Source organism: Reticulibacter mediterranei (assembly GCF_016587455.1).
On the sequence record NZ_BNJK01000001.1, the window covers coordinates 4,974,227 to 4,993,607 of the forward strand.

The following is a 19,381-nucleotide window of genomic DNA, read 5'->3' on the forward strand; positions in this document are numbered from 1 at the left end:
TAGCACGCATTCCGCAGTGAGTCAAGGGCTATCATCGTGCTTCACAACGAAATTGCTTCGAGTGAAAAAATGAGAGCCGTCTCATTTGGAGCGAAACGGCCTCCCCTAGCTCTAGGTAAGCAGGCAGGGCAGTACGCACACAAAGGTACTGCCTTCTCCCGGCGTGCTCTTAACCGTCACCGTGCCACCGTGTAGTTCCACCACCATCTTGACGATAGCCAGGCCATGCCCGCCGCTGCGTCCTCTGCTCCCTGGAACAGTCTGGACGAAGCGCTCAAAAATATGCGGCAGCTTGTCTGGCTCGATGCCAGCGCCAGTATCGTTGACAAGCAGCTCTATTGTTCGCTCCTCTTCGTCGGCGCTGATCTGTTCCGACAGCCTGGCGGAGATCATGACCCGCCCTCCTGCTGGCGTAAAACGTAGGGCATTGCTCAGCAGGTTGCGAATGACCTGTTGTAAGCGGATGGCATCGCCGTAGAGCCGGGGCAGATTGGGCGCGATCTCAACCCCTACAATGATATTATCATCGCTGGCTGTCAATTCCATTTCTTCAACGGCGTTCTCAATCACATCGGATAGGCGCATAATGGCGCGGTTCAATTGCAATTGCCCGGCGTCGGCGCGTGCGATCAGGAGGAGATCTTCCAGCAGCGCGTAGAGGTGTTCGCTACCAGAGCGAGCGCGACGAATAAACTCGTGCTGCTGCTCGTTCAGATCTCCGGCAACGCCTTCCAGGGCCAGGTCCAGATAGCCGTTAATGGTATTGATGGGCGAGCGTAGTTCGTGCGCCACCTTTGAAAGAAAACCGGCCTGCATCTGTCGTGATCCCTCGCTGCCCGACTTTTGCTGCAACGCTCTGTTTTCTAGCGCTGCCGTCGTCATTGCGCTAATATGACGCACGAGTCGAAACTCATCACTGTGAAATGCTGTCGGACGTGTTAGCCAGATGAGGCCATGAAGTCTGTTGCTGGCAAGCAATGGAACGGCAACTTCAGCCGGGAACAACTCGGGATTATCGCCGGAGCGAAAAGGCGCGCGCAACATGGGATGGCGATGGTGTGCCGCCCACGAAGCGAGCAACTGTTTGTTTTCTAGATCAATAGGCTCGCTGGCGAGTTGCGTTGTGCGTATATCTCGAATAGGGTGAGCATCTTCAATCTGGTGTGGCTCGCTATTCAGCTCTGCAACTGGCACCAGTTTACGAGCGCCCTCATCTGTAATGTACATAATAGCTTGCTGACAGGGGATGACGTTCTGTATAGCGGTGAGAATGGTATGATAAAGGGTTTCGGGATCAAGATGAGCGACAATGGTGCGCGAGAGACGAAAGAGCATTTCGCGCTGTCGTGCCTGTTGCTGGGCAATAGCCGTCTGACGAGCATGTACAATTGTCTGCACAGCCTGTTCCGCCAGGATTTCCAGTAATCGCTGTTTCTGTTCGTCAAAACAATCGGGCTGTGTGCTGCTGACTGTGAGTGTGCCAAGCAACAGCTGTTGGTCCAGTAGAGGAACACAAAGTATGGAGCCTATGGGCTGGCTGCCGAGGCGCTTGAAACGGGGATCTTGTTCGGCGCAATTGAGGAGGAGCGAGCGGCGATGTGCTGCGACCCAGCCAGCCACGCCTTCGTTGAAGTGAAAACGCGTGCGGCGAGGTTGCTGACCATGTGGGAGCAGAGCGGCAAGGGTGACGACGGCTGTATTGGAGGCATCCACCAGAGCCAGCGAGCAATGAGCAACTTCCAGCAGAGCGCCGGCGTGCTGCACAATTTTTTTGATGATCTGAAGCTGCTCTGGATCAATTAGCTCCTGGGATTCAATGGTAGTGGTAGCAATATTACTTGTGAAAAGAGCGTTTGAAGTGAAAGAAATATGGGCCGTCATACAAGACCTCTTTACCATTTATGATATTCGGTGCTATACATCACAGCAGAAAAAATGTGAAACGGGTTGGTTTTAACCGCCAGGAAGAACGCCGTCCACTTCATTTTTCATCATCGGCAAACGTATGTGATCCTTAAATGTTGATGAGTAAAGTATATCATTGTGTGTCGCAGCTCGTCGAGATAGCCTGCTATTCAGGCTATCTTCGAGGCGGTATCAAGAGATCCTCTTGCAAGGGCAGGGTCGGAGCGTCGCTGAGGGAGGGCTGTCCGGCAGGCTGGAGCGGCAGAGTGAAGAGAAGGCGCGCTCCGGCTCCTGGAGCGTTTTCTGCTCCTACCTGACCGCCGTGTGCCTCAACGATGGCCCGTACTATAGCCAGACCCAGGCCACTGCCACCGGTCTTTGATTGTCGTGCGCTATCGGCTCGATAAAAGCGCTCAAAGACGCGGGGGAGCGCCTCGGGATCAATGCCCGGTCCGGTGTCTGTGACGGCGATAACGATCTGCTCGCCCTGTTGCTGTGCCTCGACTGTGATCGTCCCCCCAGCAGGGGTAAAGTGAAGAGCATTGTCGCAAAGGTTTGCGAAGACGCGGGCCAGCATGTCCGGATCGGCCTGTATGGAAGGTAAGTTGTAGGAAATGGCGTTGACTGGCTCGACTTGCTCGCGCTCGAACTCGGGGGTCAGAACGGCCAGCACTTCATCGAGCAGGGCAGCCAGGCGTACAGGTTTGCGGTGTGGATGCAGCGCACCAGCCTCCACCTTCGCCATCATATGTAGATCTTGCACCAGACGGCGTAAACGCAGGGTCTCGCGAAAAATGATGCGCCCGGTAGCTTCGTAGTCTTCGTGGCTTTGATCGACACCATCAGCCAGTGCTTCTCCCAGGCCAGCAATCGCTGTCAGCGGTGTGGCGAGATCGTGGGTGATGCTCATAAGCAGTTCGCGTCGCCAGATCTCCTGTTTGCGTAGCTCCTCCACATCGCGCTGCAACTGTGCTGCCATATCGTTAAATGTCGTTGCCAGTTCGCCCAGTTCGCCCAACGCTTTAGTGCGCACCTGCGTCCCATAATCGCCAGCGGCCATTTTGCGCGTTGCGTTGTTTAGTTTGGCCAGGGGATGTGTAATCGTGCGCGAGAAGAGAATACCTGCAATGGCGGCAAGGATGGTTACGATCACCGAGGCAAGCAGAACGGCCCGCCCAACAATTTTTATAAATGGGGGTAAGGTGTTATTTGCTGCTGAAGTGGGAATGAGGACGACAACACCAATGGGGGCGTTCTTACCAGCGACTTTGACCGGCTCTACGGCAAAGGCACGTGGCAGTACACCCAGATATGCTGTGCCAATCTCTCCGGTGGCAGATTTGCCCTGTTGAGCCTTTAAGACGGCATCGCGCAACTGACCCAGACCATCTTTTGTTTTTTCGTCAGGATGGTTCAGTCCATCAAGTAAAGAGTCCAGCAGGTCTTTTGTCGAATCTTTGCCATGCGACAACGATTTCAGCGTTGGGAAGGTTGCATCATTCTCGTGGTCGATGACGAAGAGCAGATAGTCATCTCCCTCTGCTTTGGTGACGGCGGTTGTAGCGGCAAGGCGCGGGAAACTGTAGGCGGCTTTGGCGGCTTGATAGAGGCTGTGGTCATCGTCCTGTGAGTAGTGGTCGCTCACCAGTTGTGCCGTACTGGTTGCCGCGTTGGTTAAGCGGCCCTGCTGATCGATATCATAGAAGCGGACAATGGCGAAGAGAGCGGCCAGAGTCAACAGGCCAGTTGCTACCAGCGAAACCAGCACAGAGCCTATTGCCAGTTGCCAGCGGATGCTTTGCCACCAGCGAATACGCATGATCTTTCCTTGCCACCAGCGAATACGCATAATCCTTCCTTTTATACTGGTCGGGTGCTTTTGGCCTCAAAGCGATAGCCAACGCGCCAGACTGTCTTAATATAGCGTTGCCCCGGTTCGGTCTCGATCTTTTTGCGCAACGAGCTGATATGCACGTCGATGGTGTGACCATCGCCAAGATAGTCGTAGCCCCAGACCTTGTTCATCAGCATTTCGCGCGTGAAGACGCGGTCGGGCGATTGTGCCATGAGCGCGAGCAGATCGAATTCGGTTGGGGTCAGCGCAATTTCTTTACCATTGATCTCCACGCGCCGCGCTGGTAGATCGACGAAGAGGCCGGGGAAGTAGAGGATCGTCTTCTTCTCCGACTTTGTTGGAGAGACGGCTGCCGGTTGTTCGCTGCTCTCCTGGCTGCTGCTGGTTCGCCGCAGAATGGCCCGCACGCGGCTCACCAGTTCACGCGGACTGAACGGTTTGACCAGATAATCGTCTGCCCCCAGTTCCAGCCCGTTGATACGGTCGTCCTCATCGCTGCGGGCGGTCAGCATCAGAATAGGTGTTTTGGACCACGCACGAATGCGGCGACAGACCTCAAAACCGTTGAGCGCGGGTAGCATAATATCCAGGATGACGAGATCGGGATGTTCACGCGCATGGAGCGCCAGGCCATCCGCCCCATCGTAGGCCGCGACAACAGTATAGCCGGCATCTTTTAAATATAAGTTCAACAGGTGAATGATGCCTTCTTCGTCTTCGATAATTAAAATCTTTTGCGGCATAAGTCATGCTCCTTCTCATGGGGCAGCGGGCTTGTTAACTGCAAAAGTGCGCGGTTAACAGGGTCACAGCCCTACACCACAAGAAATTTGAACTTTCTTTATTTGCTATCTTAGCATAAAAGCGTTTCATTGTGTTACAAGGTGTGAGTTTCGCTGCAAATCTTGAGCAAATCTTGAAGGTTCATTACCATGCATGGAAAGTTCCAGGTGCTATAATAAAGTTTGTTGCAGATAATAAATAATTATTGTCGCAAAGATTGGCACAGGAAGAGTTGTCTCTGCTCAATAGTTGTAGCAGAGGTATTTCACGGAAAGAGGATTCGTTTTATGCCCGTAAGCTATGGTATTTCGCTTCCGCAGGGCTGGGTGATGGATCTGGTCCATATCAAAGATCCAGTAGAAGCGTATGAGGCGATGACGAGTGTTGCTCAGACAGCCGATGAAGTTGGTTTTACTTCCGCCTGGCTCGTTGATCACTTTCACACGATCCCGCAACCATCGCAGGAGGTGACATTTGAGTGCTGGATGAGTACAGCGGCATTGGCACGTGATACAAAAAACATTCGCATCGGGCAGATGGTGGCCTGCAATGGCTATCGCAATCCCGCGCTGCTGGCAAAGATGGCAAGCACGGTCGATGTGCTGAGTCATGGCCGGTTGAACTTCGGCATCGGGGCAGGTTGGTACGAACACGAATATCGTGCGTATGGCTTCGAGTATCCCGATGCACCGACGCGTCTACGCTATTTGCGCGAGGCGGTGCAGGTGATTCTGGCGATGTGGACGCAGGAGGAGGCGATATTTGAGGGCAAATATTATCAGGTGCGAGGAGCAATCAATCAGCCAAAGGGCGTCCAGAAGCCGCACATTCCGCTGTTGATTGGTGGCGGCGGCGAGAAGGTGACGCTCAAGCTGGTGGCGCAATATGGTGATGCCTGTAACGTGGGTGGTGGCGATCTTGCGACGATCAGACATAAGCTGGACGTGCTGAAACAGCATTGTGAGACGGTTGGGCGCGATTACAATAGCATTCATCGTACATCTGGAACGCTCTGCGCCATTGCCGATACTGATGAGGAGGCGTTGGCGTCGATCTCGGAAGGTGTGCGGGCCAGATATGCGAACACGCTCGATGCTGCGCTGGTTGGTGGCCCTGACACGATTCGCAAGCGCATCGCCGCCTACGAAGAAGCTGGTGTGCAGGAGTTGATACTCCGCTTTGCCAACCCAACAGACTTAACCGGGATTCGCCGTTTTGCGCAGGAGTTTATTGGCTAACTTCTACTTCTATTGTTGGTAAATAACTGTATTGTACGGACATGATTGATCATGTCCCATTCATCCAGATTTATCCAGAAGATACATATTCTTCGTGAATATTGATAAATCATAGGATAAATGGGACGTGATCAATCATGTCCGTACAAATTGTTTTGCGTTTATATCTTTTGGGAAGTTACTGCATCGGGTGCTAGATCGGCGACATGATGGAAGCGCTTGAGGTGGTGTTCCATGCCCATTTCATGGAGTTGTGGATGGATCAGATTGGCCTGAATCAACAGGTCGCGGTCTCCCAGGATGCTTTCGGGTGTGCCATCTGCCAGGACGCGTCGCTCTTCTCCTATCACGACCACGCGTTGGGCGATGATCGGCACAATCTCTAGTTCATGGGTGGTTGTGATCACCGTTTTGCCCGCCTCACCCAACTTGCGAATGAGATTGACGAGTACCCATTTCGTGCGCGGGTCTAGGGAGGCCGTTGGTTCGTCGAGCAGGATCACATCGGGGCGCAGCGAGAGGACCGAAGCGATAGCGGCACGCTTTTTCTCTCCTCCAGACAACTCAAAGGGCGCGCGTTTCGCCAGATGCGTAATATCCATCAGCGCCATCGCTTCCTGACAGCGCTCTTTGACTTCTTTGGGCGTGAGGCCCAGTTGCAGCGGCCCAAACGCTACATCGTCGAAAACGGTCGCGCTGAAAAGCTGGACATCGGGATCTTGAAAGACGAAACCAACCTCGCGATGAAACTGAAAAGCGTCTTCCCCGGCTGCCACCGCCTTGATCTCCCGGCCTAGAACGTGCATGCGCCCTTCGGTCGGCGCATAGATGCCATCGAGCATCTTGAGCAGCGTTGATTTGCCACAGCCGTTCGCTCCCAACAATACGACCTGTTCGCCGCGCCGTACTTCTAGATCGACGCCATCCAGCGCCAGATGACGGCCTCCGTAGCGATAACGCACTTCCTGTAATGAGAAAATTACATCGTTTGCTGTATGTGGTGTGTTCATATAATTCTATTTCCCAGCACGAACACCACGACGGCCAGCACAACCGCACCAATGACAACAAGCCAATCGGCGCTCTGCATATGATCGTCGTGGTAGGTGTAGATATCCCCTTTAAAGCCCCGGGCCGCCATGGCAGCGTAGACATCGTTGCTCATTTTAAAAGAGCGTTGCATCAGGCTTGTGACTGAACTGCTTACCCAACTGCGTTGCTCGTTGCCGCTCGTGATGCCAACTGTGCGACTTTTGCGAGCCTCAAACATGCCATTGGCGGTGTGCAGGAAGAGGAAGATGTAGCGATAGGTCATGGTTAAGAGCAAGATGAAGACCTGGGGTACGTGGAATGCACGCAGGCTCTTCATCAGATCGGACCAGGGCGTAGTCAGGATCAACAGCACTGCCAGCGAGACCGAGACGCCGACGCGTGCCACAAAGATTGCCGCCGTGAGGACGGTGCCCCAGGATGGTCCGAGATGAAGTGAGCCGATAGTGATGTCAAACCAGCGCTGGTCCGCAGCAAAGAAAATAGACGGAATGATCACGATTCCGGCAAAGAACGGAATGCCGAGCCAGACGCGTTTGACAAACACATCATAGGGAATCTTGCTCAGACGCGCAACGACCAGTAGCGCCAGATAGAGCGCTATCAATGTCAGCAGCGAGTGTGAGAGACCTGCGGCAAGGACCAGGGCGAGAAACATTACCAGTTTTGCGCGTGGATTGCGGGCTTGAAGCCAGCCCGCTTTGTGAGCATGTTCCTCGGTGAAGACCGATTGTTCAATAGCTCCGGCGATACCTGAGATCGTCTTCTCGATCCAGCCAAATTGCCGCTTTTGCTCTCGCCTCTCAGCACGCCAGGAATTCGAAGTCGTCATGCGTGCACCGATCCTTCTTCTAGCGTATCCTGTGGCTGTTGCGTCTGTTTGCGGCGCAAGAGCGAGCCAATGCCAAGAATAACTGCACCGATGAGCAGCACACCGATGATCCCGCAGATCTCGTAACCGATGGCCGCGTGCCAGAGTGGTGCGTTGGCGTCGCTAAAGAATGGCAACTGGACATTGTAGCCGCTGAAGGGCGCGCTAAATATGCTCGAAAACTGGCGCAACCCCTCTGGTATATAGCCAAAAGCTGCCTTGACATCCTCAGCGCTGCCCTCGCCAAAGGCAAAGCCGGGGGCAACCAGACCAAGCGGGGCGATGATCGCAATGGCGACGAAGAAGGTTCCCGTCCGTTTAATCCGTTTTGGCAAGAGGAACCAGGCGAGCGGAATCAGGATGATGGCGATAACGGCTGTGATTGCCAGCATTACCCAGACATCGGGCCAGCTAACCTGCGACCAATCGGCCCCGAAGAAATGATCAATGCGTCCCCCGCCAGTGAGCAGTCCGGCCAGGAATAAGATCACGACGGCGGCAACAATCCCAACGGCGAAGACACGCCAGAGCGGTATCGTCTCTGCCTGCCCTTCCACGATCTCGGACCCCGCAACGACGGATCGCAGCGAAGTGAGATATTGTGGATAGTTGCGCTGAATAAAGGCAAAGCCAAGCGCCGTGACCAGCGCTTCTACCAGCGCCGCGCCGAACAGATGTGATATGAGCATAGCAGGTAGCGCAACCGCAAGAGGGTAAGGGCTGTAGAGCGCATGTCCGTTCTGGGTGAACAATAACGGTTGCACACCAAGCTCAACAGCGACAGCTACCGCCGAGACGGTGATGCCAATGTATGAGCCAATACCAGCTGCCCAGACGCGGCGCGTCGAGAGCAGAGGGGATTTTCCGGCAATGAGCTTATAGCTTGCATACCCGACAAAGGGGAGAATGACGCCCATGTTCAGACAATTGGCAAAGATAGCAAGAATGCCGCCATCGCCGAAGAAGAGTGCCTGAATAATTAGAGCGGTACTGACCCCGATGATTGCCGCCCAGGGGCCAAGCACGATAGCGATGAGGGTGCCTCCAACCGCGTGTGCTGTCGTGCCACCGGGGACGGGGATATTAAACATCATAATCGTGAAGGAGAAGGCGGCAAAGATCGCCAGCAGTGGGACGGTGCGATGATTCAGTACTTTGCGTACACGCCTTACCGCGATAGCCCAGGCCGGAACTGTTGCAAGGCCTGTTCCCAGGGAAAAGACCGGGCTAAGATAGCCATCAGGAATATGCATAGTTTGTCTCCATTCTTCTCTGTGGGAGCTATTTCAGCACATGCAAGAAATAGATCAGGGTGATGGAAGCAACAAAAATACAAGCAGAAGCTCTACACTACAAATACATTTCGTTGTTCTCAATAAAAAGCATATCCTATTTGCGAATGATTCGCAAGAGCAAAAGATTTTTATTGATGTGTACGAAAAAAGATGACACAATCCTGTTGCTATTCTTTTTTGCAGTGGCATTTGCGGTAACAATGTATGGGGAAGTTGTCAGGAATGTTGATTGGGGCATCCACGAAATCTTCGCTAGATGCACCATTATGACCCTGATTGTTTTTTGCGGCGCTCCATTTCGCGCAGTTCGACGCGACGAATCTTGCCAGAGATTGTCTTGGGCAGGCTCTCGACAAATTCGATCTCGCGAGGATATTTGTAGGGAGCGGTGACTTGTTTGACGTATGTCTGTAGCTCAGGGGCGAGTTCGGGCGTTGGACTATAGCCTGGAGCGAGAATTACATAGGCTTTGACAATCTCGCCGCGCATCTCGTCCGGGCTGGCGACGACCGCTGATTCGGCAACGGCGGGATGCTCTTTGAGGGCGCTCTCCACCTCAAACGGCCCGATACGATACCCGGCACTGATAATGACATCATCGGCCCTGCCAACGAACCAGAAATAGCCCTCTTCGTCCTGGTAGGCACGATCTCCCGTAATATACCAGTCGCCGCGCAAACAGGCCTGCGTTGCATCAGGATTGCGCCAGTATTCTTTAAAGATCCAGGTTGGGCGCTCTGGTTTGACACGAACGGCGATATCTCCTTCTTTGCCGGCGGGGAGCTGATTGCCTTCATGATCGATGATGCCGATCTCAAAGCCGGGCGAGGGTTTGCCCATTGAGCCAGGCTTCACCGAGAGCGCCGGGAAATTACCACACAACAAGACGGTTTCGGTCTGTCCATAACCATCGCGGATGGTCATGCTCGTCTGCTGCTCCACAGAATGCCCATAGTGTAAGGGAAGGAGTCGTTGTTGTCTAGATTTAGGGCATTGCAGCCAGTTGTAGCTCGGCGACAGTAGTTGACTCTAGCGCTAGTAGTCGGTGCGAAATGGGCCCTTTCGATCCGCTCCACAAGCCAATCGCCTTTCGGAAATTTGACCGAGTGATTCGATCCACTTCTCAGGCCGTTTGATCTCGTTAAGCTTATATGCCATAAGACTGCTCTGCAGGCTGATTTAGGCATTTCGCACCGCATACTAGTGCTATTAGACACTGCGCTAGATGCCAACACCGCTCATTAGGAAAGAAGCAGTTACCTATCTTCAACAGCTGGTAAATAAGGTGACAAGTGAGCAGGTTTTCAGGTAAGGTGACAAGTGAGCAGGTTTTCAGGTGACGAGTGAGCAATCGGTGCGAAGAGTGAGCGACTTCAGATGCATGGCTTGGGAAAAACGCTCTTCCTCTGGCTTCCTCCATCAACGTTTTGTCAATTGGCTTTAACACCCACCCAGCGCAGCCATCACCACCAAGTGCTCGTGAGCCAGTTACCCCTGCGCAGTAGGACGGACAACCACCTCATTCACATCAACATGGCGTCACCAGATCAATTTGGGAAAAACCTACGCTAAGGGTACTTCACCCCTGAAAAGAGGAGCAATGGACTATGCTAAGGACTTTCCTGCTCATTTCGTCTTGCGTCGTAAAGGTCGAAGTTGCCCACTTGCAGGCGTCTGACCCTGGGGAGAGGTCACCAGCACAGCCAAAATCAGACAAATGTCCCTATCTCAAGCTGTAGTTCCTTATGGTTTCAGCCTTGAACGGTTGGACGAATGGTGATGTCGCCAATCTCGACGGAGTCAGGTTGTGCGATGGCAAAAGCAATGGCGCGTGCGACGGCGTCGGCCGGAATCCCAATACTCCGCATACTTTCTTGAGCGCGGGCGCGGAGCTCGGGGTCGGGAATCCAGTCGTTCAGCTCGGTCACAACGTATCCGGGAGATATCGAGGTGGTACGCAACACGCCGTCGGTCGATTCCTGCCGGAGTGCTTCAAGGAATGTGCGCACTGCATTCTTGGTCGCGGCGTAGACAGCTTGGTTTGGCACGATCTTCAGTCCCGAAGTCGACACGACAGTGACGAGGTGCCCACGTCCCTGCGCCCGGAACACCGGAAGGGCGGCCGCGACGCCGTTGAGAACGCCGCGCAGGTTCGTGTCTATCATGGCGTTCCATGCCTCGACATCGAGGTCAGCGACCGGAGCGACACGTGCCACTCCCGCATTGCTTACCAGCACATCGAGTCGCCCCGTCTGATCGGTGGCCGCTCTGACGAGAGCAACGAGGTCGTCGGCTCGGGTGACATCCGTCTGGAGACCGATTGCGTGACCACCGGCGGCATTCAACTCGTCAACCAACTCGGTAAGCCGCTCGCTTCGACGGGCACCCAGCACGACGATTGCTCCACTTGATGCCAAGGTGCGAGCGGTGGCCGCGCCGATTCCGCTGCTGGCACCAGTGATTGCGACGACCTTGCCTTCGATTCCCGACAAGCCCTTTTCTGATCTGTTCTGTGTCATCATTTTTCCTTTGCATAAAGTACTTGCTCGACAGAGGTCAATCCCAATGTGAAACCATCCCTCTGTGTCTTTTTCTCCTGGTGGATAGCTTTGCCCAGCATCAGTGGCCGAACACGCCAAAAGAGTGGAAAACCCTTTCATCAGGATCATTCCGCTAGCACAACCGGCTTCACGTTGAGATGGACGTTTTTTCTTTCACACACTCCCATCGCAAGACTCAAGCTTTTGCTGAAGTCGGTCTCTCAATGAAATATGCCTAGTCGGCAACAGCAACAGCCACGCCCTCTAGTCTACAACTTAGAGCGCGCTCTAAGTCAAGTGCGACTCGGCTTTCTCTCCGAATTTACAACTGCCGAGCACAACGATCCCCTTCTGGAGCGACTTCCCGAGGCAACAAATCATCAATGCTCACTCTTCGCGCTGACGGTTCTGTCAGAACTAAGATCACAGAAATGCATTAGGAACAACGAATCTGAGGCGCTGCGGTCTCTTCCTGCTAGGAAATTGTGTGCCTAGCTTCCTTCAAGGCTGTAAGCCGATCAAGAAAAGCTCGTCGCCGTTCTGAGAGCGTGACTGGTTCACTGATGGTGAAGCGAGGGCGAAGATAGTTGCGCAATTCATCAAAAGCACAGCAGAAACGAGCTGCTGAGTCAAAGTTCCCGAAGCCATGCATGGGGGAATACCGTTGCTTGATCCCTCGGTGGTCTTGCTCTCAACAATTGTTGAGATATTTGTTGGTCCGATGGTGGACCTGGTTGCCCAGTATTTCACGCACTGCTCGTGGGTAAGAGGTATAGCCATCTGTCGTCACCCATTCTGGGGTCGAGCCAACAACGGCGAGAGCGTGTTTGAAAAACTGTTGGGCGGCTTCCATATCTCGCTTTTCGCTCAGCCGAGAATCCATCAGATTGCCATCAGCGTCAATGGCTCGATACAGGGAGCACCACTTTCCGTGAACCTTGATATATGTCTCATCCACATACCAGGATCTCCCGGCTTGCCCCCATCGTTTTGTCTGCAATTGGTCTGCGACTAGGGGCGCAAACCGGGCTTCCCAGTCCCGAACAGTTTCATGAGTGAAGACAAAACCACGTTCTAAAAACATCTCAGCCACGTCACGCAGGCTCAACTTATAGCGCAGCCGCCACAGAACGACGAGAAAAACGACATCGGTGGGAGCCTCAAGGGAGTTGAAAAGAGTGCCAGTGCGCTCATTAAAAATGCGCTGGCACATCGGACAGAAAAACGTTGCATAGCCCAGTTTCGTTTTCCTTGTTCGCTTCCTGGTTGTAGATGCTGCACAATAAGGACATTTCATCGGTTGAGGCTTTCCATTTCCATTTCTTTTCGAGAGAAGGAGAGCAGAAGTCTGCCTCAACGCCAAGATGTTGTTTCAGTTCTGACAAAACCCAGTATTCTGGTCCGCAAGCTTCTCAAACGGGGCCATTTCATCTCGCTCGATGATTTGCGCGACCAGATGCTGGCCTTTATGGCCTATTACAATCGGACAATGGCTAAGCCCATCCAGTGGACGTACACCGCATACTGACAGAAAGTGCCCTACCGATGAACGGTACAACCAAGCCTCTTCATTTAAGAGGCACTTCCCTCTTTGGGCCAAGTGACTTCTAAACACAGCTGATTGTTGTCGAAAAACACAAATGATCCTAATTCAGGAATATCTGTGACAGAGACATGAGCATTTTTCAAACGCTCGCGTAAGGTGTGTGCGGCAGTTCCATTTGGGAGCCGCAAGGCGACATGAGGGGCAAAACTCTGTGGGTGAGAATCTGAGATGCCGAGCGTTGTTTTTTCGGCTGGGCGTTCAAAGAAATGGAAGCCTCGGATGTGGTCATCGTTGGGTTTGACGAAAATGAGACAATGCCTGCCGCGTCCCTCTTTGGACGGGAGGATCTCACTGGTAGGCATCCCCAACACGTCCCGGTAGAAGCCAATAGTCGCCTCCAGATCCGTGGTAAGCAAAGCAATGTGATGAATCCCATGCCAGGGAAGTTGAAATGATTGCTCTGTGAGAGACATCTTTCTTCTGCTCCTTCTCTTTTTCTAGACGATATAGATGGGCACATAGGCATGGTGAGGGTTGGGAACGAGAGGCCCTCGCTGCTTCCGCTGTTTGACGAAGCCGAGAAACACCGTTGGCGTACAGCCCATCCATATCTTGAATTCATGGATAATATGGGCTTGATCCTGATAGCCAAGCTGAGAAGCGACGTCAGCAAGAGAAGAGGCTGGCTCGTGGATCAATATGCGAAGCAGCGCCTCGAAGCGGAGGAGGCATGCAAACTTCTTGGGCGAGACACCAATGCACTGCTTAAATCGTCGTTCAAATTGGCGTAAGGAGAGACCACAGTCAGCGGCGAGCGCACTCATACGGATGTGACCATGTGTGGTGTAAAGCCGTTCGAGTGCCGTTCGCAGAAACGTCACATCAGCAAGCGTCCAGCGCGTTCGCACGGCGCTAAAGTGCTGAGAGGAAAGCATTTGCTTGGCAAAAGAACTGCGGCGGACCGTCCCCTCCAAGGTGAAGGCAAGGCGGAGCCAGATGCCCTCACGTGGGACAGTCAGCTGCATCGCCTGTTGATCGAGCGATGATCTCTGTTTTTGATGAACGATACCAGGTCTTTCCATCGTGCATCTCACCTCGTCGTTTGTTCTACGAGAACGGGTTTTGTGAAGAGCTTCTCACACGACTGTTTTCACTCGGAGAGAGGTGTCTTCACGTGTGACGTTCTCAGAGAGAGCATACCAGAGAACCCCACCAGGAGTCTTGTTAAAAATCGACATTTCTTTCTTCTACTCTGGACTCTTTCCTGATCATGGAGCCATTTGAGCCTCAATGTACTAGATCTTCTACAAGAGAAGCGAGTGTGATAGTCTACCTAAAAGTCTCTTTCTCTCGTTTTACCTTTCCCTGCTTATACTTGCTCGTTCCTCTTTAGGAAGCACGAATCCCCTTCGTCTCTGACTATGAGTAGACTGGTAGAGGCGAATCCTCTCTTCATAAAATATACTAGGTAGCAGCGATGAGCGGATTTTTCATCGAAGCCAAGTGATTCATAAAAATAGACTCGGAAGAGGAAAGAGAGGAATTGGAGGGCGGAACATGATTCTCTCTTCACAAGGCGATTTTGCAGAAAGTGTGTGAGCGTGAGGAGCAGCACTAGAATGGACGAGCAGCAACAAGCCGGGCAAAAACAGGATGATGCAAGAGGCTTGGCTCAGCAAGAAGAGTTACACCCGCCTCTCGCCAGCAGTCGCTCGACTCATGAAGGGCAAACATACACCTTCCTGCTGGCGAGAGACGGGGACTCTCGTAGGCTTGCTGACGTTACTCTATCACTGTACGCAATGCCTCGATCCGCTCCCTGACGCTGTACTCCGCTGAGGGCTTCGGCTTTCTCTCCACAAGTGGCTGTTCTGGATAGCGCAACACCCGTTTCCTCACATAACGCCCGTGGCTGCTCGATTTCTCTCCTTCCAGGGATGGTAGTGTAGGACGATGTGCTTGCAGCAGCAGACATGGCACCAACGCTGAGCGTTCATCCCTTCGCCCAAGCGTCAGGAAGAAGGTTCTTTCTCCTACAGCGGTGCGCACAAAGATTGAGCCACTTGTAGCTTCGTTCGTCTGGGGATTTCTGTACAGAGAGCTGAATGCCAGAGAGGCAATGAAGAGAGGATATTAAGGCAGCCTGATGATGTGTGATCAGACTTCGGCTATTTGCTGCGACCACATCTCGCAAACACTCATCGTTTTCTTATCAAAGGGAATATAGTAGAGTAAGCGGAAACGCCTATCCTGCGTAAAATGTTCCGCAGCGAGGCGAAAGTGCAGGGGTTGTCCCTGTGGCCCTTTTAGTGCTATCGGATAGAGCAGACGCGCTGCAACGGCAGATGGAAGTCCCTGTTGAGCTTGTTCCCAATACGTTCTAAAGTCAGGAATATGCTGCAACCAGCGGGTTGTGAGCGCGGTATGCCAGGTCTCATGACGAAAAGGCAGCATTTCATGGTAAAGCGCCTGAACCAATTGAGGGTAGAACTGTTCCGCAGCATGGACCAGAGAGCCCAGACACGACTGTGTATCAAACCAGACATCAATAATGGAATGGTCCCTTAATTGGAGCAGATTCGGGTCACCAGGGCAAACTCTGAGTAGCGATGGAATGAGAGCGTTCCACGCAAGAAGCCGGTGGGCACAATCCAGCAAGTAGGTAGGAAGCCGGACTGCCTGCAATACATCGTGGCAACAGTCTCGCGCCCAATCCATTTCTTGCCTGGTGGGCAACCTCTGGGCAGAGGTATAGCCAAAGAGCGCAAGCACTTCCTCAGCCTCACGGCTCTCAACTTCTATAGCCTCAAGGATACGCTCAAGCGTTGGACGCAGTGGTTGCTTCACTCTCCCAGACTCTACCCGTTGCAAATAGCCACTGCCAAGCTCGGCTTCTAGCTCAATATCAAGCTGTGTTCTGCTACGGCACTGACGCAATTCACGCAGTCGTTGCCCTCCCTGCGGCTCATTCTGTTGCATAGCCTGGTCCTTCTTCACTCAATTCGACTTCGGAGTCAATGACAGCGATCCTCCCTACATGTATGATAGCAGAGAGGAAAAGGAAGAGCAACAGAGCTCTGAGAGTCACTGCATAAAGAGGGAAGCACAGCGAACGGAGAAACAAGCATGAAGGGCAATAAACCACATATCTATATACGGGAAGCAACGGCAAAGGATGCCGAGTCAATCACAGCAGTGTTGCAGGGTGCATTTGCTGAGTATAAGGTAGCCTTCACCGCCGAAGCATTTACCGCGACCACTCCCACGCGCGAACACCTGGTGCTCCGATTGAGCGAAGGCCCGATATGGGTTGCCGTACAAGGGGAGATCATTGTCGGTACCATCTCTGCCGTTCTCAAGAGCAAGGAGGTCTACTTGCGCAGTATGGCGATCCTTCCCTCTGCACGAGGACAAGGGATTGGAAGGCTTCTGCTGGGGCAGGTAGAGGAGTTCGCCCGCCGACACAACTATGAGCGGGTGTTTTTGAGCACGACTCCTTTTCTCACGCAAGCCATTGGCTTGTATGAGCGCGATGGGTTTTACCGCAGCGATGAAGGTCCCTATGAGTTGTTTGGAACACCGCTCTTCACGATGGTAAAGATCCTCAAGCCGGCAGAGGAGTGGGAAAATAGAGGACAGAGAAAGAGAGATGGACATTATGGTAGTTGATACGAAGACGCTTCCGTCTGCCCATTGTAGAAATTGGGATTGTGGTGTGGTGGCTGGTTCATAGCTTCCTCTTCTCCACGCTCTTCAAGAAAAGATGTCCCGTTGAATCTCACGGCGAACGGGAGTTGAGGGAACGATGGCTTGCATTCACCAGATCTTGAAGAGTTATCCGTTTGGATACATCACTACAATGAACAGAGATGAGATGCACCACACAGGCCAACAATACCGTACACCCCAGCGGTGCATCTTTTTTGTTAAGAGGTTGGCCGAAAGGTGAGCCAGCCAACCCATGAGGTTAGTGTGAGTACGGAATAGCTTGCTCACCTCTATGCTTCGAGCAGCTTCCTTTATGCCCTCCCGACTTGGAACAAAGACCGTCACCACATTGCACAACATAGCCAGTGCCATTCTCAAAGGATGAGACGCACGAGAAATACTGGCCTGAGCAGTAGTCAGCAGGTGGATCAGTGATGTAGTTTCCCTGCTCAAAGTCATATCCCCAGAGGTCCCGTTCACTCCAGTAGGCATCGCTGGCGTTGGCGTCGGTATTTGTGTAGGGATCGGTATCGTCGGCTGAAGGGTGGGCGTCGGTATCTGTGGAGGGATTGGTGTCGGCGATGGCATAACGGTTGGAGATGGCATAACGGTTGGTGTTGGTGTTGGCGGCAGCTCTGTTGGTGTGGCTGCGGTGGCGTGCGCCTGAACAGTCGGTGTCATGCTGGACTGAGCCGTATGTGGATGCTGCGTGGTGGGAGCAGCACTGACCGAAGCGCACACGCTACACACGATCAAGACAAGCACGAGAGAGCCGCAGCCAATCACCCACTGCACGCTTTTCTTTGCAGAAAGTAGCGCGTCCAGAGTCCCGGTTGCCGTACTGGTGGTGGCCGTGGGACGAATAAACCAGGTTGCGGCGGCGGATACCAGTGAGCATGAACTTCCGCCTGACCACTTGAATAGTCGCCTATGCAAATGAGCTAGGCATTTGCCGAAAACAGAGGCAATCTGCTACAGTGATCGTATGAACAGGGCTGAAGAACTCGAAGCCTTGCGGCAAGAAAATCGAACCCTGCGCCAGGAAAATCAAGCCTTCTGTCGAGCAGTGGCCGCTAAAGACGAGCGATTCAAGTGGCTCGACCAGGAGAAACACTTGCCGAGCGAAGCGCTTCAGAAAACGACCCAGGTGGTCGATCAGTTGCGCCAATGGGTCAAAAACCTGGAGGAACAGCAGGCCAAAGACAGCCACAGCAGCCACCTGAACCAGGACTGTCAAGTCTTTTGGAGAAATTGCCAGGGCTTTCCAATTCTAATAAACAGTACAAGAACCAGTGAAAAGGAGAGCAAGAGCTTGTTGAGGGTGAGCGTCAAAATAGCGCATCTGTCGAGCAACGTTGCGAACGCCAACGCGATCCATCAAGCTCAAGACGGTGCTGTTGAGTTGAGCCAGAAGGCTCGGTACTCGTCCAGTGCGCGTTTGACAGGCATCTTCCCCTAAACTTCCGTCGCGGCGATAATGCAGCCGATTTTCGATGGCCCAATGCTCCCGAATCAAAGCGAGCAGGCGGCTAGGTGGCGCTTGGCGCATGGAGAGACTACTCAGTCCATAGACGACTTCATGACGAAGCGTGCCAGCTTTGAGCAAGAAGGTCGTCCGTTCGAGCCGAAAGACTTGCTCGATGCCTTCCCATTGCTTGCCAAACCACTCATTGAGATCAGGACTGCACGTGATAGCTCGATGTTCTTTCCGTCCATGAGCTTTGTCCCACGTCTCTGCTTGTTTCCACCGACGACGATCAGGGCCGCGATCTTCGAGCAAGTCCGCAATATCTTCCTGGAGGGTCGGTTGGTTCTCTTTGGCGATCAAAATATAATCTCCGGCTAGTTGATGCACGCGGCTACAGAGATCACGTTGGGTATGCATGGCATCAAGAGTCAAGATACGTCCTTTCACACATGAGGGAGTCAATAAGGGTTTGAGCGCACTGATCTCGTTCTCTTTGGCCCCGACATTACAGTGCCACAAGACAATGCCAGTGGCGACCTCATAACAACTGAGTTGATGGATTGGATGTTCTTGTGAGGTCGTGGCACGCAATGTTTTCCCGTCAATCGCCAGATGAGCATGATCGGCTTGACTCTGTGGAGTGTGTAACCGACTTGGCTCGTCTCCACACCGGATCTGAGCCTCCCATCGCACAAAAAAAGCTGATAAGATCTCGTCAAGGTGTTTCCCATCCACTTTCGCCAAGACGTTCCAATAGGTCGTCTGACATGGCATCTTCTCTCGTCGTAACTCAAAGTGTTGGGCCAAGTATCCTGCTCGATGGCGAATCCATTCGGTGGCTGCACTCAATGTTTTTTGTCCCGCAAGTTTGGCAAGCACAAGCAGGCACAAGATCACTGCCAAAGAGTAGCGTTTGCCTTGCGCACGCCTGGGATCAGTCAGTCCTTGCAATGCTTCATAGAGCGAGAGAACTGCGCTTTCCGCTGCTTCCATCTCCGCTTGAGGTGGCACGTTCCATGTTGTATAGTCCATAGAGAGTTTTCCTTGTCGATGTGATGTTTTTTGTATTCTACAAGAAAAACTCTTCTTTTTCACCTCCTCTTTGAGAATTGGAAAGCCCTG

At 53.0% G+C, this 19,381-nt stretch carries 16 protein-coding genes and 2 pseudogenes; 3 read left to right on the top strand and 15 right to left on the bottom strand.

Annotation, left to right across the window (positions count from 1 at the left end; translation table 11 throughout):
• Positions 1 to 111 precede the first annotated feature (111 nt).
• The 3 genes from K3T83_RS21430 to K3T83_RS21440 form a co-directional block, all read right to left on the bottom strand.
• Complete coding sequence (locus tag K3T83_RS21430; RefSeq protein ID WP_220204976.1) at positions 112 to 1,881, bottom strand: ATP-binding protein; 1,770 nt, start codon at positions 1,879 to 1,881, stop codon at positions 112 to 114.
• 199 nt (positions 1,882 to 2,080) lie between these two features.
• Positions 2,081 to 3,754 carry a sensor histidine kinase gene (locus tag K3T83_RS21435; protein WP_220204977.1) on the bottom strand — a complete coding sequence of 558 codons (1,674 nt, stop codon included), beginning with the start codon at positions 3,752 to 3,754 and terminating at the stop codon, positions 2,081 to 2,083.
• An 11-nt stretch (positions 3,755 to 3,765) separates the two neighbouring features.
• Positions 3,766 to 4,503, bottom strand: coding sequence for a response regulator transcription factor (locus K3T83_RS21440; protein ID WP_220204978.1), 738 nt, complete (start codon positions 4,501 to 4,503; stop codon positions 3,766 to 3,768).
• A 327-nt stretch (positions 4,504 to 4,830) separates the two neighbouring features.
• On the opposite strand from K3T83_RS21440, the gene K3T83_RS21445 reads away from it, so the two are divergent.
• On the top strand, positions 4,831 to 5,781 hold the full coding sequence (locus tag K3T83_RS21445) for an LLM class F420-dependent oxidoreductase (protein WP_220204979.1): 951 nt from the start codon (positions 4,831 to 4,833) through the stop codon (positions 5,779 to 5,781).
• A gap of 161 nt (positions 5,782 to 5,942) precedes the next feature.
• Here K3T83_RS21445 and K3T83_RS21450 read toward each other — a convergent pair whose 3' ends face one another.
• The 8 genes and pseudogenes from K3T83_RS21450 to K3T83_RS21485 form a co-directional block, all read right to left on the bottom strand.
• The gene (locus tag K3T83_RS21450; protein ID WP_220204980.1) at positions 5,943 to 6,791 is read right to left on the bottom strand and encodes an energy-coupling factor ABC transporter ATP-binding protein; all 849 of its coding nucleotides are present in this window, start codon (positions 6,789 to 6,791) and stop codon (positions 5,943 to 5,945) included.
• The gene (gene cbiQ / locus K3T83_RS21455) at positions 6,788 to 7,663 is read right to left on the bottom strand and encodes a cobalt ECF transporter T component CbiQ (protein ID WP_220204981.1); all 876 of its coding nucleotides are present in this window, start codon (positions 7,661 to 7,663) and stop codon (positions 6,788 to 6,790) included. The genes K3T83_RS21450 and cbiQ overlap by 4 nt, the downstream gene beginning before the upstream one ends.
• Positions 7,660 to 8,955 (bottom strand): cobalt transporter CbiM, encoded by a 1,296-nt coding sequence (cbiM, locus tag K3T83_RS21460; protein ID WP_220204982.1) that lies wholly within the window; start codon positions 8,953 to 8,955, stop codon positions 7,660 to 7,662. Before cbiM ends, cbiQ begins: the two co-directional genes overlap by 4 nt.
• A gap of 306 nt (positions 8,956 to 9,261) precedes the next feature.
• Positions 9,262 to 9,933 (bottom strand): annotated as a pseudogene (locus tag K3T83_RS21465) (AMP-binding enzyme); the annotation flags it as partial.
• 815 nt (positions 9,934 to 10,748) lie between these two features.
• On the bottom strand, positions 10,749 to 11,519 hold the full coding sequence (locus K3T83_RS21470) for an SDR family oxidoreductase (protein ID WP_220204983.1): 771 nt from the start codon (positions 11,517 to 11,519) through the stop codon (positions 10,749 to 10,751).
• A 493-nt stretch (positions 11,520 to 12,012) separates the two neighbouring features.
• Positions 12,013 to 12,834: pseudogene (locus K3T83_RS21475) on the bottom strand (IS6 family transposase).
• Positions 12,835 to 13,109: 275 nt separating this feature from the next.
• On the bottom strand, positions 13,110 to 13,556 hold the full coding sequence (locus K3T83_RS21480; protein ID WP_220204984.1) for a VOC family protein: 447 nt from the start codon (positions 13,554 to 13,556) through the stop codon (positions 13,110 to 13,112).
• 24 nt (positions 13,557 to 13,580) lie between these two features.
• On the bottom strand, positions 13,581 to 14,165 hold the full coding sequence (locus K3T83_RS21485) for a helix-turn-helix transcriptional regulator (RefSeq protein ID WP_220204985.1): 585 nt from the start codon (positions 14,163 to 14,165) through the stop codon (positions 13,581 to 13,583).
• Between the two features lie 537 nt (positions 14,166 to 14,702).
• On the opposite strand from K3T83_RS21485, the gene K3T83_RS21490 reads away from it, so the two are divergent.
• Positions 14,703 to 14,906, top strand: a complete 204-nt coding sequence (locus K3T83_RS21490) for a hypothetical protein (protein ID WP_220204986.1) — start codon at positions 14,703 to 14,705, stop codon at positions 14,904 to 14,906.
• Positions 14,907 to 15,240: 334 nt separating this feature from the next.
• On the opposite strand, the gene K3T83_RS21495 is transcribed toward K3T83_RS21490, so the two are convergent.
• A complete protein-coding gene (locus K3T83_RS21495; protein ID WP_220204987.1) occupies positions 15,241 to 16,062 on the bottom strand; it encodes a helix-turn-helix domain-containing protein in 822 nt (273 codons plus the stop codon).
• A 147-nt stretch (positions 16,063 to 16,209) separates the two neighbouring features.
• On the opposite strand from K3T83_RS21495, the gene K3T83_RS21500 reads away from it, so the two are divergent.
• Positions 16,210 to 16,752: a GNAT family N-acetyltransferase gene (locus K3T83_RS21500; RefSeq protein ID WP_220204988.1), complete on the top strand. Its 543-nt coding sequence runs from the start codon at positions 16,210 to 16,212 to the stop codon at positions 16,750 to 16,752.
• Between the two features lie 165 nt (positions 16,753 to 16,917).
• On the opposite strand, the gene K3T83_RS21505 is transcribed toward K3T83_RS21500, so the two are convergent.
• The 3 genes from K3T83_RS21505 to K3T83_RS21515 are packed head-to-tail and all read right to left on the bottom strand — an operon-like array spanning position 16,918 to position 19,291.
• Positions 16,918 to 17,727: a hypothetical protein gene (locus K3T83_RS21505; RefSeq protein WP_220204989.1), complete on the bottom strand. Its 810-nt coding sequence runs from the start codon at positions 17,725 to 17,727 to the stop codon at positions 16,918 to 16,920.
• Complete coding sequence (locus tag K3T83_RS21510; protein ID WP_220204990.1) at positions 17,720 to 18,028, bottom strand: hypothetical protein; 309 nt, start codon at positions 18,026 to 18,028, stop codon at positions 17,720 to 17,722. The genes K3T83_RS21505 and K3T83_RS21510 overlap by 8 nt, the downstream gene beginning before the upstream one ends.
• Positions 18,029 to 18,061: 33 nt before the next feature.
• Complete coding sequence (locus K3T83_RS21515) at positions 18,062 to 19,291, bottom strand: ISAs1 family transposase (RefSeq protein ID WP_220204991.1); 1,230 nt, start codon at positions 19,289 to 19,291, stop codon at positions 18,062 to 18,064.
• Positions 19,292 to 19,381 lie beyond the last annotated feature (90 nt).